This is a genomic window from Streptomyces sp. NPDC086077 (assembly GCF_040686175.1).
Lineage (GTDB): Bacteria > Actinomycetota > Actinomycetes > Streptomycetales > Streptomycetaceae > Streptomyces.
In genome coordinates this window covers 75,644-92,583 of sequence record NZ_JBFBJT010000003.1, presented here as the reverse complement: position 1 = coordinate 92,583, position 16,940 = coordinate 75,644, and the positions used below count along the sequence as shown (strand labels likewise).

Here is a 16,940-nt window from a genome sequence, read left to right as displayed (position 1 = left end):
ATCCGACCGATCCAGCCGAGATCCCAGCAGGATTGTGCAACAGGCGGTGTGTGGGGCCGTGCCCTGAGGCGTCAAGAGGCATGGATTGATCACGCACCGGCGCCAGGCACCCTTTCGGTGGCGGACCGGTCCGGCGTGTGCGTCCCGCGCCTGGTCAGAGGTTCATGCCGCCGGAGACCTCGATGTCCTGACCGGTGATCCAGCGCCCCTCTTCGGATACGAGCACGGCGATTGCCATCCCGATGTCGTCCGGCTCGCCGATCCGTCCGAGGGCGAAAGTCTTCGCCAACTCCGGGATGATCTCGGGATGTTTCGCGAAGGCGTCATCGGCAAACCGGGTGCGGGTGGCGCCGGGCGCGACGGAGTTGACGCGGATGCCCCGCGCGCTGAACTCCTTGGCCATGTAGCGGCTCAGAACGACCATGGCGCCCTTGAGTGAGGCGTAGACGGAGTAGCCGGGCGCGGTGACGTGGGGCAGGGCCGAGTTGCTGGTCACGTTGACAATGGCGGCGCCGTCGACCAGCAGGGGCAGCAGGGCCTGGGTGAGGAAGAACGGACCCTTGAACAGGCCGTCAGTGAGCCTGTCGAACTCCTGCTCGCTGGTGTCTTCGATCATCGCCGATCCAGCAAAGCCCGCGTTGTTGACCAAGTAATCGAAGGAGTCCCGCTGGAAGGTCCCGCGCAGAACGTCGGCCACGGCGTCGCGAAAGGCCGGGAAGGTCGCGGCATCGCCGATGTCCAGGTGCAGCGCCGCAGCGGTGCCGCTCAACTGCTCGATCCTGCTGACGGTGTCCTTGGCGCCCTGCTCGTTGGAGCTGTAAGTCAGGATGACTCCGGCTCCGCGTCGGGCGATCTGGAGTGCTGCGCTCTGGCCGATGCCCGAGCTCGCGCCGGTGACGACGGCTACCTTCATATGTTGTGCCTCCTACATGCGAAGCCTTGGCTTCGTACGGAACGTGACACATGAAGCCAACCGCGCCGCCTTTCGCGCGGAAAGAACGATCCTCCCGCACTTTTGCCTGATCCTGCCGGGTCGCATACCACTGACGTCTACCCGGCCCCGGCAGGGCCGCCCGGACGGCCGCGCATCGAGACGACGAACGCCGACGCGCGCAACGTCGACCCTCCATCAGGAGACGGCTGAGATCTACCACGAGGCGTGTCAGCACATCGCCGATCACGGCCAGGCGCCGACGATCCGGCAGATCGGGGAGGCCGTTGGCATGGTGGACCAGGGCGTCGGTGCAGCCGGCCGAGCCGGAGCGAAAGCTGCGATCGTGCGTGAGCCGGGCCGGTGGGGAGGGGTCCGCCTCGCATGCGGTCCCGGCCGCTGTCATCTGCTGCTCGCCGCTGGTGGCCGGCCGGTGCCGCACGGCTGATGGGGGAGTGAGGAGGTGGCGCGCGACAGGTTCCGGCGGGGGTCGGGGGTTTACAGGAGGGGTGCGAGCGCGTTGCACGTCTGCGCCCCTCCTGTACCGCCACAGGTCGGCAGCGGGAGAGGTGCGTCCGGGCTGGGTGGAGTGACGACAGATTTGCTGGCCGGGTTCCCCGTATCTTGGCGTGTTCTGGACAACTCTTGTGGAAGTCGCTCTTCTACTTGCTCTGCATGGTTCACGGGGGAAGCGGAATTCGCACGGCATTGTGTGCCGCGGGGTAATTCTCCTTGCATGGGTGGAATCGTGGTACGTCCGCGCCGCTCGCGAGCGTGACCCGGAAGTGCCTGGCCTGCTGAGGCGTTCGCCCACTCCTGGTGCCGCAGGTCCAACCTCTGCTCCCCGGTGACGGTTCCGCGGTCCTCGGGGGAGTGACGTGCAGCTGACGGCCGGGTGCTCAACGACACTTTCCTGTGGACCCATTGACCTCAATGATGTTTCTGTTTAATGTCCCCGTCAGCTTCATTTGAATCCTTTCAGCACTCTGGGTCCACACTCGGGCCGCCCCCACCTGACTTCCCGTGCATTCGCAAGACCACCTGCTTGAACGGAGCCGGTGAACGGCCTCTTGGTTTGCACACCTCGAATCCGCGAAAGAAGCACATGCGCATCACCCCCACACACCGCGCCGCCATACTCCTCGCCGTTGTGTCCTCCCTGAGTCTGCTCACCGCCGCGTGCGGTGACAGTGACGGCGACGGCGACGGTGCCACGAACACCAAGAACGCCGAGGCCTCCCCCAAAGCGCCTACCAAGACGGGCCTGACGGTCGGTTTTCTGCCAAAGCAGGTCAACACGCCGTACTTCTCGGTAGCCGACCGTGGCGGGGAGCGAGCTGTCGAGGAGCTGGGCTCGACCTTCGAGGAGGTGGGCACGGAGCAGGGCGCCGACGCGGCCGGACAGGTGTCGCACATCAACGCCCTCACCCAGGCGAAGGTCGACGCGATCGCCGTCTCCGCACTGGACCCCGACGCGCTGTGTGACGCACTCAAGCAGGCCATGGACGAGGGCATCAAGGTAGTCACCTACGACTCCGACACCAAGCCGGAGTGCCGCTACGCCTTCATCTCGCCGGCCAGCGCCGAGGACATCGCCCTGGGACAGCTGGAACTGCTCGGCAAACAGATCGGCTACAAAGGCGACATCGCGATCCTGTCCGCCGCGCAGACGGCGACGAACCAGAACGCCTGGATCAGTAGCATCAAGGAGGAGCTGACGAATCCGCGATATGAGGACATGCGCCTCGTCGACGTCGTCTACGGCGACGACGAGGCGGCAAAGTCGTACCAGAAGAGCGAGGAGCTGGTGGTGGAACACGAGAACCTGAAGGGGATCATCTCCCCCACCACCAACGGGATCGCCGCCGCCGCGCGGTATCTCTCGCAGTCGCCTCACAAAGGCAACGTGAAGCTCACCGGCCTCGGTGCCCCGAACGACATGCGGCCGTACATCAAGGACGGAACGGTGGAGGCCTTCCTGCTGTGGGACCCGGCCAAGCTTGGCGAGTTGGCGGGTCACGCCGCGGTCGCGCTGGCTTCCGGGCAGGTCACCGGCAGGGAGGGCCAGATGTTCCAGGCCGATGACATGGGTTGGTTCTACATCGGCGAGGACAGCGTCATCACGCTCGGCGAACCGACGATCTTCGACGCCGACAACATCGACGACTACGACTTCTGACTGGCCGAGTCAGCTCACAGCGGGCATCTTCGCGACAGCCACGACCAGCGGCGCCACGGCCTCGCGAGGCCATCGCTGAAACCACCGACGGCACAGAGGTCCCTCGCCGCTGGACGATTGACCGCTCGCCCTGTCCTTGGACGGCGCCGCCGGCCAGGTGAGGCGCAATGTGCGGGTGGCCTCGCTTGCGGGGGTGGGGTGCCGTTCGTTGGGCTCGCTGCCGGCACTGGCGCCAATACACATCGACAGGGCAGCCTGACCTGATGGTGCTCGGCCACCTGTGGCCGCGCGCCCGGGGCGGCCCCGCGCCCGATCGGGACCCCGAGGCCGGAACGGCCGTTGCAGGCCAACGGCGCTTCTGTGGCAGACCGCCACGTGTGGGCCTTGTTCGGTGACGTGGCGGCGGGCGATGCGAGGGCTGCGGGCGCGTTCGGGGGCGAGGCCGGCTCGGTGAGCGGTGTGTCGATGACGTCACGTGTAGTGGCATGGTGCCGAATCGCGCGGGCAACCCGCCGAAGAGATGCGCGCTTCGTACGGCACGTGACGGTTGGGGGAACCGGCGGGCCGGTCGACCGATGAGTTATGGCCCGTGCAGAGGTCGGAGGCTGCAGGACCGCTGGCAGACTGTCGCGCTCGTAGGGAGACCGCGCACACCGAGCCCGAGCAGCCGCCGCACATCCTGCAGTACGCCCGCGACTGGCAAGCGGCGGAGAAGATCGTGTACTCCACGACGCTTGAGTCGGTGTCCAGCACGAAGACCAGGATCGAGCGGGCCTTCGATCCGGACGCGGTGCGCAAACTCAAGGCCGAGGCGGATCACGACCTCACCGTCGACGGCCCGAACCTCGCGGCCCAGGCGATCGCGGCCGGACTGGTGGACGAGTACCACCTGTTCATCACCACGAGCGTGGTCGGCGGCGGCAGACGGTTCTTCCCCGACGGCGTGCGCCTCGATCTCAAGCTGGTCGAGAAGCGTGCCTTCGACAGCGGACTGATTTATGCGCGCTACCAGACACGCTGAACCGTGTCACCTACCGCCGCTGAGCCGGGGCAGGTGATGAACGGGAGCGTTGGTCAAGGCAGGGCAGGGCAGGGCCGTCTGCTTGGGCCAGGTGCTGTGGAGATGGCCGTTCCACTGCGCTCCAGGCCCGAGGGTCGTTGCGCCGCCGCATTTCCAGCCTTTCGGAACGGGTGACGCGCGGTTCGTACAGGCTGTCGAGCAGCAGATGGACTGGCTGCCGCGGCGTGGCAGGCCGTGCCGCGGACTCGCCAGCTGACAGGAGGTTGGTGCGGCCGCGAGGTAGCGCGCGACGATGAGGTCAACCGATGTTCTTGAGGTGCGCCCAATCGTTGTGGAACGTGAATCCGCCGCTCGCCGGCGGCATCGGTGACTGCACTTCGATCCAGCACAGGGGTTCCGTGCCGAGGGCGGCGAAGCCGTGCGATGCGCCGACAGGGGCGAAGACGAGGTCGCCGGCAGCGGCCAGGTCCTGCTTGCCGTCGCAGAAGGCTCGCGCCTGGCCGGAGATCAGGTAGTAGATCTCCTCGAACGGGTGGAAATGTTCCTTCGCGGTCTTGAGTGGGGCGTTGTTCACTATCCCAGGCGTGAACTGCACGATGAACATGGCATGGTGACGCGCCCCGAGGAGCTCGTCCACCATCATGCGGATTTGGACGTTCTGCACGTTGGCGCCGTGGTATCCCGGCATCGAGATCGAACCGGGCGGTGCCATGTCCGCTTGATCGAAGTGACCGACATACGGCCTGGCCGGGTCGAGCTCGTCGACAGCCACACCGTGGATCGGCACCTGTGTCTCATTGGCCTCGAACACCCCCCATGTCCCCCTGCCGTCGAGCGGCCGCGGCTGTGGAGCGTACACCCGCAGCATGCGTACACGCTGCTCAGTCGGGTTGTTCCAGGCGTGACCGACGGCATAGGGCACAAGGCCGAAGTCCTGTGGACCCAAGGCGTACTGGTGGTCTGCGACCGCGAGCAGCGGGTTGCCCTCCAGAACGAAGAACGACTCCTCGAACGGGTGCCGGTGGCCGATGACGTGACCACCGGGCTCGAGTTCGACGATCGCGATGGACAAATGACTGGCGCCGCTGTCGGGCCCGAGGACGGGCGCCACGCTGACGCCCTTTCCCGGTTCACTCGGATGCGACTCAAAGAACCGAAGACCGCTTCCGCGGTGAATACTCATGGTTCGAGGAGCGCGTGATACCTCTACCGGCTGCTTCATCGTCACCTTCCCCTGCTCGGCCCCGTCTGTACGACTGTCCACAACGTCCGTTAGTCGAGGAAAAATCGCAGGTGGCAGTGGGTATGGCGAACGTGTTCTCGTTCGTACCGCGTTGCCATGGGCTCGTGGGGCGGGCGAGGAAGACGCCGTCGGCGCCGGCTGATGAGATGGCGCCTGCGAAGGCGGTGCCGAGGGTGGCATGAACGCGGATCTCACCGCTTCCGGCGCGTGCGCTCAGGTGTCCTCATGCCGACGAGGAGTGATTCCTGCGTCGACGTGCCCTCGAAGCAGACCTTCGCCACGCGAGACCACCTCCTCGGGCTGACTGCCCGCTGATCACCACATCTCCCGATAGACGCCAGGGGTTGTACCCGTGACAGTGCGGAAAGCGCGGTGCAACTGAGCCGCACTGCCGAAGCCGGACTGCTGAGCCACGAGGTGAAGCGGCCGTTGCGGTGCCGTGCGCAAGATCTGCTGGGCACGTCCGACCCGCAACCTGCGGATGAGGCCCGTGAGCGTCTCATTGTCCGAGGAGAGGGCACGGAAGAGGGGTACGCCGGGATATGTGGCAGCCGGTGGCGACGGTGGACGCGTCCAGGGAGGGATCGTGGACGTGACGCCGGACGAAGTGGTGGATCCGCTCGCGGGTGAGCGCTGCGTCGCCTTTGTGGCTGATGCGTCCCTTCCCGGCCCATTCGAGAGCGAAGTCGAGCAGTCCCAGTGTGTGCGGCATCATCGATGCCACCGCGTCCGCGTCGAGTCGCTGTTCACGTTCCAGACCCACCAGGAAGTTCGCAACCAGCCTCCCGGGCCCGGAGCCGTTCAGCTCGACCGCTGTGGCGTCAGCGAGCACACGGCTCGGCAGCATGGAGCGAGGCACCTGCACGGCGAGTTGCGGGAAGTCCTCGTCGAATTCCAAGACGTAGGGACGGGCGCTGTCGGTAAAGGCCATGGATCCTGGCGACATCGCGACATGCCGGCCGTCCTGCCGCAAGCGTGTCGCTCCCTTCATCTGAACGTAGGCCAGGACGAATTCCGCCTGGTCGAGCTCGATCAGGCGCTTCGTCCTGGCTACTTCCTGCTGTTTCGAGGACACGATCGAAATGCTGAGATTGTCCACGACACTGCGCTCGACCCGGCCTGAGAGAGGGGCGCCGCCCGTCGTCCTGGCCGCGAGACGGACGCAACAGGCGTCACAGACGGCGTCCGACCAATAACGGAATGCGTCCGGGGTCTCCACCTCTGCGGTGGACCAGATTTGGCGGTGAGGGCGCGTATCGACTCAATTGATATTACAGCGCCCGCTGCAACGAGAATCCATGAAGCGTGCAGGGATCGCAACGTGCGCCGATTAAGCGTGGCCCGCGCTTGTTGCGGCCGCCACGTTCGACGGCATGAAGTCTCGTGCCCACCGGCTTGCACCCAACGCGGGCGGCGTTCTCAAGGACCCTGAGGCCTTTTCCACCGGGGCGCCTCCGACACGGGGCGAAAGGTGCTCACCTCTGGCGAACTCGCCCATTACGAGGATCGTGCGCGTCGATTGGCGCCGTCGGACGTGCTGGAGTGGCTGCACCGCTAGGACACAGCGGTCGCGGACCTGCTTTCCCCGCCTTTCGGTGTGGAAAGCGAGAGGGTGCGAGAGGGCCCCGGGCGGAACGTGCCGGGGCCCTCACCCTCAAAGAGCCGTGTGGTCTAGGACTCTCCATGCCGAGTCCCCTCGACAGCGCGGGAGGTCCGGTCGCTGTCAGCGCACGCGGATCCCTCGACGGAATACCGCGGTCACATTCCGGAGCGCCGCCGGATCCTGTGACGGATCACCGTTGACGACGAGCACGTCGGCGTCGAAGCCGGCGGCGAGTCGTCCTTTGCGGCCTTCGAGGCCGACCGCCTCCGCGGCGACCGCGGTCACCGCGGACAGGGCCTCCTCGGCCGAGAACCCGACCGTGCGGAGTTCGGCGACCGCGTGGGGCAGCACGTTGTGCGGCTTGAACGGCGCGACACCGGCATCCGTGCCCACCACGACGCGTGCCCCTCTCTCGTGAAGGGCTCCGTATCCTGCCCGAGCTTTGGCCAGCTCCGCGGCGAGAGGCGGCGGCAGCGGCACGGTGGGATCCAAGCCCATCGTCACGCTGGCGAACGCGCTGTTCCGGCCACCGCGGCCAGGGCATCATCGTTCGGGGCGACCCCTTCGCGGGGGTCATGAAACTGACGTGCTCCAGCGTGTCGACACCCGCGTCCAACGCGTCGAATATCGAGGCCGTGCCGTGCACGTGCGCGGCCACCGGCAGTCCGAGCCCGTGCGCCTCCTCGACGACGATCCGCAGCTCGTCGAGGGTGTACTGCGAGGCGTAAGCGGGCTTCGAACCCGGCGTCATGTGACCGCCGCTGACCATGACCTTGACCACGTCGCACCCCCGCTCCTTGCGTGCACGGACGGCGGCCCGCAGGGCGTCCTGCCCCTCGGTCTCGCCCCCGAGGAAGTGGAAGTGCCCACCGGCGGGCGTCAGGGGCGGGCCTGCAGCGACGACGTGCGGGCCCCGGTCCGGGTGGTGCTGGAACTCGTGTGCCACCGCCACCGCCAAGTACGCGCGGTCGCCCAGGTCACGCACGGTCGTGATGCCGGCCGACACTGCCGTGTCGGCCGCACGCCGCATCTGATCCAGCACTGCTTCGTCGTGGGAGCCGGTGAGGGTGGCGACGGGGTCGGCGCCGGCGTCGAAAGCGAGGTGCAGGTGGGTGTCTATGAGCCCCGGCACGACGCTGGCGTCGTCCCCGAAATCGATGAGTTCGGACACGCTGAGGTCGGACTCCGCGTCGGCGACGCCGGTGACCTTCGCGATGCGTCCCTCCTCGACGTACAGGGCGCGAGGGCCGGACCACACGCTCCCGTCGAACAGTCGGGCCGCCCGGATAACGTAGTTGTTCACGGGCTCACGTTAGGCACGAAACTGATGGACCAGAGGGGCGCTGGGCCTGATCGGCACTTACAGCTAGGCCCTTGGCGCGAATGGTCACCGCGGTGAGCTGTCCCGCGGCAGGGCTCTCCTCGACGGACCTGGGTGCGGCCGAGCGCAGCGAAGCAGGCGCCCATAGGGGTGAGCTGCTGACGGGCTCGGGGTGATCGCGCGAGGCACCCCGTGCTGAGCAGTTCGACGTGCCCGTACCGCCTTGATTCGGCTGTCGGCCTTGGGCGGCTGACGTGCCCTCATGTGCCGAGCTGCCGCGAGGCCTTTGGTGTTACGTCCCGCTGCCACTGCCGGGTACTGGTCTGCCGGGCGGGGTGAAGGCGGCGAGGGCTGTCGCTGTGATGTGGTCGGCGGCGTGGTCGGAGGTAAGGCGGCCGGCGCGAATCTCCTCTGCCGCGCTGTGCATGAGCGCGTGCAGGACATTGACCATCCAGGCGATCGGCAGGTCGCTGCGGAAGGCGCCTTCGGCGCGGCCGCGGGCGACCAGCGTCTCGACCCGGGCGGCGGGGGCGGCGTGCAGTTCGCGGATGCGTCCGGCGGGAAGTTCGCGTTGCGCGGCGGCGAGCAGCGCCCGTGCCTGGTCCACCAGAGGCCAGCCCGCTTCGATGTACCGGGCAAGGGCGAGCTGGGGGTCGCCGGTGAGGTCGACCGTGTCCAGTACTTCGTTGCCCCGGTCGATGGCGCGGCTCATCGCCGCGTCCACTACCTCCGCCCGTGAGGTGAAGTGCGCATACAGCGTCACCCGGCCCACGCCTGCGGCCCGCGCGATCTCGCTCAGGCTCGCCTCGGGGTTCCGTCCGAGGCATTCGGCGGCGGCCTGCACGATCGCTTCGATGCTGCGCAGAGCGTCGGCGCGTTTGGTGCCCGGGGAGTTCTTGCTGCCCATGCGCCAACTGTACCCCAGTAAGTCGTACAGGGCTGTTCAAGTTATGCCCCTGGCGTGTATAACCTGAACACCGCTGTACGACTTGTTTGTGAGGGGGAGTGTCATGAGTGACGCGGAAACCACCACCACACGCGCACCGGATGCGCCGCATCCGCTGCGCTGGACGGCCCTCGGACTGCTCGGGCTGGCCCAGCTGATGCTGATCCTCGACATCACGGTGGTCGCGATCGCACTGCCTGACATGGGTGACGAACTGGGCCTGGGCCGCGCGACGCTGACCTGGGTGGTCAGCGGCTACGCCCTCACATTCGGGAGCTTGATGCTGCTCGGCGGCCGGGCCGCGGACCTGTTCGGCCCGAAGCGCATCGTCCTGGCCGGGCTCGCCATGTTCACCGGCGCGTCATTGGCCGCCGGACTGGCCACCGGCGCCCCGCTGCTGCTCACCGCCCGGAGCGCGCAGGGGGCGGGTGCCGCAATGTTGTCGCCTGCTGCGCTGTCGGTGGTGGTGCGGCTGTTCGACGGCGAGGAGCGCAACCGCGCGCTGGGTATCTGGTCGGCGCTCGGTGGCGGGGGTGCCGCGCTCGGCGTGCTGCTGGGCGGGCTGATCACGGCGGGTCCGGGCTGGGCCTGGGTGTTCTTCGTCAACGTCCCCGTCGGTCTGATCATCCTTCTCGCGCTCGCCCGGATCCTGCCGAGCCTTCCCCGCGCGGGCACCGGCTCCCTCGACATAGCCGGGGCCGTCCTGGTCGCCGCGGCGACCGGCGCCCTCATCTACTCCCTGATCCGTGCCGGTGACCACGGCTGGCTCGACCTCCTCACGGTCGCTCTGGCCGCCTCTGCGGCAGCCCTCTACGCGAGTTTCGCCGTCCGGCAACGCAGGGCGGCGGCACCGCTGATGGACCTGCGGCTGCTGGGTCGGCGCCCCGTGGTGGCGGGCACCTTCGTCATCGCCGTCACCACGGCACTGATGGTGGGGGCCTTCTTCCTCGGTTCCTTCTATCTCCAGAACCGCCAGGGCCACGGTGCCCTGATGACGGGCGTACTGTTCCTGCCGGTGGCGCTGCTGACCATGGCCGCCGCCGCAGCTGCCGGCCGCGTGATCGGCCGTCTGGGGGCACGACTGCTGGCTGTGATGTCCCTGGCTGTGGCAGCCGCCGGGTTCCTCGTTCCGGTGCTTGGGTCGGGAACCGCCGCGATGGTCACCGGCGTGAGCGTCGCCGCTGCGGGTCTGGGCGCTCTGTTCGTGGTCGCCTCTGCCACCGCGTTGGCCGGCGTCGCCCCCCACGAGGCCGGTGTGACGTCGGGCATCGTCAGCACCTTCCACGAGTTCGGTGCCGCGGCCGGCGCGGCGGCCGTCTCCAGCGCCGCTGCCGCGAGCATCGCTGCCCGCACCGGTGCCCAGACCGCTGCCGGTTTCGAGAACGCATTCCTCGTCGCCGCCGGCCTGGCCGCGGTCTCCGGCGTCATCGCCCGGTGGCTGATCCCCGCCGAGCACGAGTAGGCCCCAGCCCAATGGGGCGGGCCATGTTCGCATCTCCGCAACCGAGGCGAGGACAAGGCCGACGACCCGTGGACCCTGCAGGCCATACAGCAGCCATGTCACCCGCAACCGTCGGGCGTGCCTGACGCGTTGGACATGCTCACGGAGGTACTCGATGAACAGCGCAAGACGTCTGCTGCTGTCAGCCGGCATCATTACGGCATGTGCCGGCGCGGTACTGGGCGCAGCCTTGTGGATCGGCGGCCCGCAGCAGGGCGGCGACCAGGGGCGGACCGGCCGGCAGCAAGCGGTCGCCGAACGCGGCCGGAGCGTGATGCCCTTCGATCTCGAAGAGACCACCCACCACTTCACCCCGGCCGAATCTGGCGGCATCCAGGACGTCGTCGCAGACCAGCCCGATGACGCCAAGCAGATAGCGCTCATCCGCACCCACCTGAAGCAGGAGGCCAAGGCGTTCGGACGGGGAGACTTCGGCGACCCCGCGCGGATCCACGGCGGCAGCATGCCGGGCCTGGCAGCACTGCAAGACGGCTACGAGCGAATCGAGGTGCGCTACCGGGAACGGTCCGACGGAGCCACCCTCACCTACACCACCGTCGAGCCCGCCCTGGTCGACGCCCTGCACGATTGGTTCCAAGCGCAGCTCAGCGACCATGGCGACCACGCCGAAGCCGGCCATTGACCAGCGGTCGGGCATCACCGAAGCCCTCACCGCGCACGACGCACGAACGGAGGCGGACAGTTTGGACGACCCGTACGAGTTGAGCGTGGGCGTGCCCTCCGCCGAGGATTACCGCCGGCTGCGCACCGATGCCGGCCTTTCTGACAAGGCCCCCGAGGCGGTCGCGATCGCCCTGCCCCACACCTGGCACGGGGTGGTCCTCCACCACAAGGGGGAGCCCATCGGCATGGGGAGGATCATCGGTGACGGCGGTACCGCGTTCCAGATCGTCGACATCTGCGTCCACCCCTCCCACCAAGGACGCGGCCTGGGCAGGCGCATCATGGCCGCGCTCACCGAGGAACTGGAACGCCGGGCGCCCGCCACCGCCTACGTCTCGCTGATCGCGGACGGCCCCGCCCGCTTCCTCTACGAGATGTTCGGCTTCGCCGATACCGCCATCCACGACTCGATCGGCATGTTCCGGGTGATGGGCCCGTGATCGCCGCCAGCGCGTCCGCTGCCGGCGACAGGATCCTGCTCTGGGTGCGGTCAGCAAGGACGGCCGCGGGAAAGGTGCTTGGCCTGCAAGGGCCCCCTTCGCGGGATCCGGATTCCGGAACGCGGCCGAAGTCCAGGCGCTCGACCAAGGCGTACTTCGAACGTGTGCCTCTCCCGCCTGCGGGGTTCGGTCCGGCATGAATGTCAGAGGTGTCTGTCAGGCTCTGGTCATGGAGATGACGTTGCAACTGACGATCGACTGTGCCGACCCGCAGAGGCTGGTGGCGTTCTGGAGTGAGGCTCTGGGATACGTACCCGAACCTCCACCGGGCGGCCATGCCACGTGGCGGGAGTACTGGGCAGCCATGGGGGTGCCCGAAGAAGAGCTGCCGGCAGGGGCGGGCGACACCCCGGAGTCGATCGTGGATCCCGCAGGACGAGGGCCCCGGGTGTGGTTCCAGCAGGTTCCGGAACCAAAAGCCGCCAAGAACCGGATACACCTGGACCTGAAGGTCGGCGGCGGGCGCGACGTCCCGCTGGCGGTCCGCACGCAGCGGGTCACCTCCACGGTGGAAAGACTGGTCAACGCCGGCGCCAGCGTGCTTCGGATCACGGATGAGCCGGACATGGGGCATTACGCCGTCCTGCTGCAGGACCCGGAAGGTAACGAATTCGACGTTGTCTAGCTCGGTGAGTTGCTCGTAGTCCTCGTCGTCCACGCAGTCCTGGCGCGTCAGCGTGGTGACCGTCACGACACGCCCGGTCGTCCTGGTAGTCGGTCCTGACGACGAGGGCAGCGTCGAAGTCACCACGGGTGGTAGCAAGAGGCACAGGCCTCAGATGTCTCCTCCTCGGTGCTGCGGCGGTCGGGGTGCCAGACAGTTGCTGCCGGCCCGTCGCGTACCCGTCGGCGAGTGGTGCGACGAGGACGGGAACGGTGCCCAGGAAGCCGGCGAGCGCGGCTGCTCGCTCACCCCGGCCCCCATAAATGGCTTCCTCCAAACGAGAGTTGGGGAATTGCTGGGGTTGCTCCTCGGGATGCCAAAACGGCAGTCTGCGACCTGGCCTCGGTACGCGTGCCGCAAGGATCTGTTCCCGATCACGTACATGGATGAGCCGCTGCCCTCGGAAGACCGCAGGAAGGCGCCGGGACTGGCAGACTGTGCGCCAGCTGGGAGGGGGAGGTTGTCGTGCCGGATGAGCTGAGCGTCCGCCGGGTACTCGGGGACCAGCCGTTCGCCGAGATCGGGCGCCCCGTGTGGGCGGTGACCGACGAGGGTCACGGCTGTGTCATCGCGGCCGGTGACCTCGGGCACGTCATGTGGCGCGGTGCGGGTCACTGGCTCGGCTACCGGATCGGCGTGTACGAGGCCGGCACCCTCCGTCCGCGACACGTCGTCGCCTCCCGCTACCCCGTATGCGCCATCGAGCCTCACCCCGAGCTGCCGCTCGTCGCCGTCGGTACCGGCCGCTACGACGGCTCGTGGGACTTTCAGGGACAGCTGCTCCTGCTGCACCTGGAGACCGGGCGCGTGACGAACCTGCTGAGCAAGAGCCGCCAAGTGCGCCACCTGCGCTGGCTGGAGGACGGCAGGCTCGCGATGCTGCTCTCCCCCGAGGACAAGGACGGCGGTTTCCGTAAGGGCTTCGAGCTGGCCGTCGCGGTGGACGACTGGATGTCTGCTCCGGCCGGTCTGGTCGACCCCGACGACACACGCCATCCGATGGTCGAGAGCGGGCTCCTCTACGACCCGCGTGTGGAGAACACCCTCGCGCGGCTGACGGAGGGCCGGTGGCGGCGGCGGGCGGAGGTGCGGGACCTGGCGGTGCTGGCCGACGGCCGGGTGCTTGCCACCGGCCGGCACACGGACCTCGAATGCTGGGATCCGTCGGGCGCGCTGAGGTGGGCTCTTCCTGCGGACGGGGAGGGGAGCGTCCGGGTCGAGGCGGCCTTTGACGGCGAGTCGGCGTGGGTGACGTACCGGGGCTACCGGCGCGACGAAGTGATCGGTCGCCCGGTTGACCGCGCGACCACTGTTCGGCGGATATCGACGGCTGACGGTGGCGCGGTGGACCGCGTGGACGTGCCATCGGTCCCCGCACTGTGCGCCACGGACGAAGGCTGGCTCGCCCTGCGTCCACAAGGGCGCGACGCACACGCCGCGCTGCTGCTCGCCCCCACGAATGAGGAGGCGGCACGCCTCGGCCTCGGCCCCAGCAGCTCCAACTCCCCGGCGCTGCGCGTCAGACACAGCGCCCGTCTGCTGTATGTGGACGGCCCCGGCCCGGACGACGACGCGCCGTGGATCCACGCGATCGACCCTCCAGGCGCCCACGGTCCCCCCGCTGTGCGCGCCCTCTTCCCCTTGCGCTGGGACCCGGCGTCCGCACTCAGGCCCTGGTTCGGCCCCGCCGTCGAGCTGACACACACCCTCGTCCACGCGGGCCGGTCGTACGAACAGGGCGCCACCTACGGGGAAGCCCGCGAGGGGACATACGTCGTGAGCCGCCGACTGCCGGACGGACAGGCACGCTGGGTGTACGGCACCGACAAGCCGCTCGCGGATCTCGACGGCGACGAGCGGAGGGTGTACGTCGTGTACCTCACCGGTGAGGTGGAGACCCTGGACACGGCGACGGGCGAGGTCCGAGCCCGGCACACCCTGCGCGCGCACGGCCACCCGGTCACGCCGGTGTCCGTCGCGTACCGGGCAGAGCAACAGCGGCTGGTCGTGGGGACGGTGGACGGGCGGATCCTGGACTGCTCGGTCCCGGGTTGACTCGGGCTGCGAACGGGCCACTGCGGAAGATCCGCCAGGACTCACGGCATGCGAGGGTGTCCGGGACCTCGCCCACCTGTACACCGCCTTCCCTGCGGCAAGACCACCGACCGCCGAGGTGCTCCTTGAGCGTGCGCGACCACGTCGTGCGACTCCACGGGCGCCGTGGCCTCCGCCGCCCCCAGAGTCCTCGCAGCAGCCACCCCGGCCTCCTGGGGGTGGCTGCTGACGCCCGCGCCCGACCCCGATGCACGCGGGGCGACGACTGGAACCGCAGACCGTGCTGCCGGGCTGTGGCTCAGGCGTCGATGATGACGGGGATGATGAGGGGCTTGCGGCGGTGGGTGCGGAACGCCCAGTTCGCCACGGCGCGGGCGACGAGTTGTTCGAGTTGGCGCGCGTCCCCGACTCCTTCCTCCGCCGCGGTGGCCAGGGTCTTCTCGATGACAGGGATGACCGGCTCGAAGGTGGTGTCGTCGTGGACGAAGCCCCGGGCCAGGAAGTCGGGGGCCTCCGCGAGGGCGCCGGTGTCCGCGTCGACGATCGCCACCACCGTGACCACGCCTTCAGCGGCAAGGGTGAGGCGGTCCTTGAGGGACGCCTCGGTGGCGCCGCCGACTTCCATGCCGTCCACGTAGACGTTGCCGGCGGGGACCTTGCCGGTGATGGACGCGCGCCCGTCGACGAGGTCGACGACGACGCCGTCCTCGGCGATGACGACCCGGTCGGGGTCGACACCGGTGCGGATGGCGAGGTCACCGTTGGCCCGCAGGTGGCGCCATTCGCCGTGCACGGGCATGACGTGTCGGGGTTTGACGATGTTGTAGCAGTAGACGAGTTCGCCGGCGCTGGCGTGCCCGGAGACGTGCACCTTGGCGTTGCCCTTGTGGACCACGTGGGCGCCCCACCGGGTAAGTCCGTTGATCACCCGGTAGATGGCGTTCTCGTTGCCGGGGATGAGGGAGCTGGCGAGCAGGACGGTGTCGCCCTTGCCGATGCGGATCACGTGGTCGCGGTTGGCCATCCGTGACAGGGCGGCCATCGGTTCGCCCTGGGAGCCGGTGCACACCAGAGTGATCTTGTGGTCCGGGAGCTTCTCCAGCTCCTTAGTGCTCACGACCAGACCGGACGGGACCTTCAGATAACCCAGGTCACGGGCGATGCCCATGTTGCGGACCATCGACCGGCCTACGAAGGCGACCTTACGGCCGTGCTGGTGGGCGGCGTCCAGGACCTGCTGGATGCGGTGCACATGACTGGCGAAGCTGGAGACGATGACCCGGCGCGGCGCGGTGCGCATCACCTGCTCGATCGCGGGGTTCAGCTCACGCTCGGAGGTGGTGAAGCCGGGTACTTCGGCGTTGGTGGAGTCGGTGAGGAACAGGTCCACGCCCTCCTCGCCGAGGCGGGCGAAGGCGCGCAGATCGGTGATGCGATCGTCGAGAGGGAACTGGTCCATCTTGAAGTCGCCGGTGTGCAGCACCATCCCGGCGCTGGTGCGGATCGCGACCGCGAGGCTGTCCGGGATGGAGTGGTTGACCGCCACGAACTCGCAGTCGAAGGGCCCGAAGCCGCGCCGGTCGCCCTCCCGCACCCGCACCGTGCGCGGCCGGATCCCGTGTTCCTTGAGCTTGGCCTCCAGGAACGCCAGCGTCAGCTTGGAGCCGACGAGAGGAATGTCGGACCGCTCGCGCAGCAGGTACGGCACGCCGCCGATGTGGTCCTCGTGGCCGTGGGTGAGTACCACGGCCACGATGTCGTCCAGTCGGTCCCGGATCGAGGTGAAGTCCGGCAGGATCACGTCCACGCCGGGCTGGGTCTCCTCGGGGAACAGCACGCCGCAGTCGACGATGAGCAGCTTGCCGGCGTGCTCGAAGACGGTCATGTTGCGGCCGATCTCACCCAGGCCGCCCAGGGCGATGACCCGCAGCCCTCCTTCGGGAAGGGGTGGGGCTGCTTTCAGTTCGGGGTGTGGGTGACTCATACCCTGACGGTACCCGGAAAGCGGGACGGCGTGATCCATTGCCTGTGCGGTCTCCTCTCTCCGAGGGAACGGGGCACCCGCACCGGATGCCTCGTGGCGAGCCGGTTGTAGTGGGGGGCGCGGGCACGGTTGTGCCGCGTGTCGACGGTCCCCTGGCCATGGGTTCGAGGGGATGAGGCCAAGAGGGGCGTCAGCCACGACCGTCCAGTCGGCTGGCCACCGGACGTCTGAGGGGTCCGAGGCGTCCGAGCCCGAGAGCCGGATGGAGCCCGCCTGCAACGGGACCCCCGGAACGTGGGCACCGGCCC

General features: G+C 68.4%; 14 protein-coding genes and 1 pseudogene. 7 read left to right on the top strand and 8 right to left on the bottom strand.

What is annotated here, in order from left to right; translation table 11 throughout:
• Positions 1 to 154: 154 nt before the first annotated feature.
• Positions 155 to 913, bottom strand: coding sequence for an SDR family oxidoreductase (locus AB0O67_RS01555; RefSeq protein ID WP_365444293.1), 759 nt, complete (start codon positions 911 to 913; stop codon positions 155 to 157).
• A 1,123-nt stretch (positions 914 to 2,036) separates the two neighbouring features.
• Between AB0O67_RS01555 and rhaS the strand changes: the two genes are divergently transcribed.
• Complete coding sequence (gene rhaS / locus AB0O67_RS01550) at positions 2,037 to 3,110, top strand: rhamnose ABC transporter substrate-binding protein (protein ID WP_365444290.1); 1,074 nt, start codon at positions 2,037 to 2,039, stop codon at positions 3,108 to 3,110.
• Positions 3,111 to 3,699: 589 nt separating this feature from the next.
• Positions 3,700 to 4,131 carry a dihydrofolate reductase family protein gene (locus tag AB0O67_RS01545; protein WP_365444287.1) on the top strand — a complete coding sequence of 144 codons (432 nt, stop codon included), beginning with the start codon at positions 3,700 to 3,702 and terminating at the stop codon, positions 4,129 to 4,131.
• Between the two features lie 298 nt (positions 4,132 to 4,429).
• Here the strand turns inward: AB0O67_RS01545 and AB0O67_RS01540 are convergent, their stop codons facing one another.
• The 6 genes and pseudogenes from AB0O67_RS01540 to AB0O67_RS01515 all read right to left on the bottom strand — a co-directional run bounded on the left by AB0O67_RS01540 (position 4,430) and on the right by AB0O67_RS01515 (position 9,205).
• Positions 4,430 to 5,242, bottom strand: a complete 813-nt coding sequence (locus AB0O67_RS01540) for a cupin domain-containing protein (RefSeq protein WP_365444284.1) — start codon at positions 5,240 to 5,242, stop codon at positions 4,430 to 4,432.
• Between the two features lie 447 nt (positions 5,243 to 5,689).
• Positions 5,690 to 5,821 carry a helix-turn-helix domain-containing protein gene (locus AB0O67_RS01535; RefSeq protein ID WP_365444281.1) on the bottom strand — a complete coding sequence of 44 codons (132 nt, stop codon included), beginning with the start codon at positions 5,819 to 5,821 and terminating at the stop codon, positions 5,690 to 5,692.
• A gap of 52 nt (positions 5,822 to 5,873) precedes the next feature.
• Complete coding sequence (locus AB0O67_RS01530; RefSeq protein WP_365444278.1) at positions 5,874 to 6,593, bottom strand: AraC family transcriptional regulator; 720 nt, start codon at positions 6,591 to 6,593, stop codon at positions 5,874 to 5,876.
• A 504-nt stretch (positions 6,594 to 7,097) separates the two neighbouring features.
• A complete protein-coding gene (locus AB0O67_RS01525; protein ID WP_365444397.1) occupies positions 7,098 to 7,475 on the bottom strand; it encodes an amidohydrolase family protein in 378 nt (125 codons plus the stop codon).
• Between the two features lie 130 nt (positions 7,476 to 7,605).
• A pseudogene (locus AB0O67_RS01520) lies at positions 7,606 to 8,109 on the bottom strand (amidohydrolase family protein); the annotation flags it as partial.
• A gap of 481 nt (positions 8,110 to 8,590) precedes the next feature.
• On the bottom strand, positions 8,591 to 9,205 hold the full coding sequence (locus AB0O67_RS01515) for a TetR/AcrR family transcriptional regulator (protein ID WP_365444275.1): 615 nt from the start codon (positions 9,203 to 9,205) through the stop codon (positions 8,591 to 8,593).
• Positions 9,206 to 9,308: 103 nt separating this feature from the next.
• Between AB0O67_RS01515 and AB0O67_RS01510 the strand changes: the two genes are divergently transcribed.
• From AB0O67_RS01510 to AB0O67_RS01490, 5 genes are all read left to right on the top strand, one after another.
• On the top strand, positions 9,309 to 10,706 hold the full coding sequence (locus AB0O67_RS01510) for an MFS transporter (protein WP_365444272.1): 1,398 nt from the start codon (positions 9,309 to 9,311) through the stop codon (positions 10,704 to 10,706).
• A 154-nt stretch (positions 10,707 to 10,860) separates the two neighbouring features.
• The gene (locus tag AB0O67_RS01505; RefSeq protein WP_365444269.1) at positions 10,861 to 11,388 is read left to right on the top strand and encodes an aspartate carbamoyltransferase; all 528 of its coding nucleotides are present in this window, start codon (positions 10,861 to 10,863) and stop codon (positions 11,386 to 11,388) included.
• A gap of 61 nt (positions 11,389 to 11,449) precedes the next feature.
• The gene (locus AB0O67_RS01500; RefSeq protein WP_365444394.1) at positions 11,450 to 11,869 is read left to right on the top strand and encodes a GNAT family N-acetyltransferase; all 420 of its coding nucleotides are present in this window, start codon (positions 11,450 to 11,452) and stop codon (positions 11,867 to 11,869) included.
• 229 nt (positions 11,870 to 12,098) lie between these two features.
• Positions 12,099 to 12,554, top strand: coding sequence for a VOC family protein (locus AB0O67_RS01495; protein WP_365444266.1), 456 nt, complete (start codon positions 12,099 to 12,101; stop codon positions 12,552 to 12,554).
• A 504-nt stretch (positions 12,555 to 13,058) separates the two neighbouring features.
• A complete protein-coding gene (locus tag AB0O67_RS01490) occupies positions 13,059 to 14,648 on the top strand; it encodes a hypothetical protein (RefSeq protein WP_365444263.1) in 1,590 nt (529 codons plus the stop codon).
• Positions 14,649 to 14,946: 298 nt separating this feature from the next.
• Here AB0O67_RS01490 and AB0O67_RS01485 read toward each other — a convergent pair whose 3' ends face one another.
• Positions 14,947 to 16,632, bottom strand: coding sequence for a ribonuclease J (locus AB0O67_RS01485; RefSeq protein ID WP_365444260.1), 1,686 nt, complete (start codon positions 16,630 to 16,632; stop codon positions 14,947 to 14,949).
• Positions 16,633 to 16,940 lie beyond the last annotated feature (308 nt).

What these genes read in the sequence shown, in the direction of transcription:
- AB0O67_RS01505 (WP_365444269.1), top strand. Translation starts at nt 10,861, where the DNA reads ATGAACAGCGCAAGACGTCTGCTGCTGTCAGCCGGCATCATTACGGCA.
- AB0O67_RS01555 (WP_365444293.1), bottom strand. Translation starts at nt 913, where the DNA reads ATGAAGGTAGCCGTCGTCACCGGCGCGAGCTCGGGCATCGGCCAGAGC.
- AB0O67_RS01485 (WP_365444260.1), bottom strand. Translation starts at nt 16,632, where the DNA reads ATGAGTCACCCACACCCCGAACTGAAAGCAGCCCCACCCCTTCCCGAA.
- AB0O67_RS01510 (WP_365444272.1), top strand. Translation starts at nt 9,309, where the DNA reads ATGAGTGACGCGGAAACCACCACCACACGCGCACCGGATGCGCCGCAT.
- AB0O67_RS01525 (WP_365444397.1), bottom strand. Translation starts at nt 7,475, where the DNA reads ATGGGCTTGGATCCCACCGTGCCGCTGCCGCCGCCTCTCGCCGCGGAG.
- rhaS (WP_365444290.1), top strand. Translation starts at nt 2,037, where the DNA reads ATGCGCATCACCCCCACACACCGCGCCGCCATACTCCTCGCCGTTGTG.
- AB0O67_RS01495 (WP_365444266.1), top strand. Translation starts at nt 12,099, where the DNA reads ATGGAGATGACGTTGCAACTGACGATCGACTGTGCCGACCCGCAGAGG.
- AB0O67_RS01515 (WP_365444275.1), bottom strand. Translation starts at nt 9,205, where the DNA reads ATGGGCAGCAAGAACTCCCCGGGCACCAAACGCGCCGACGCTCTGCGC.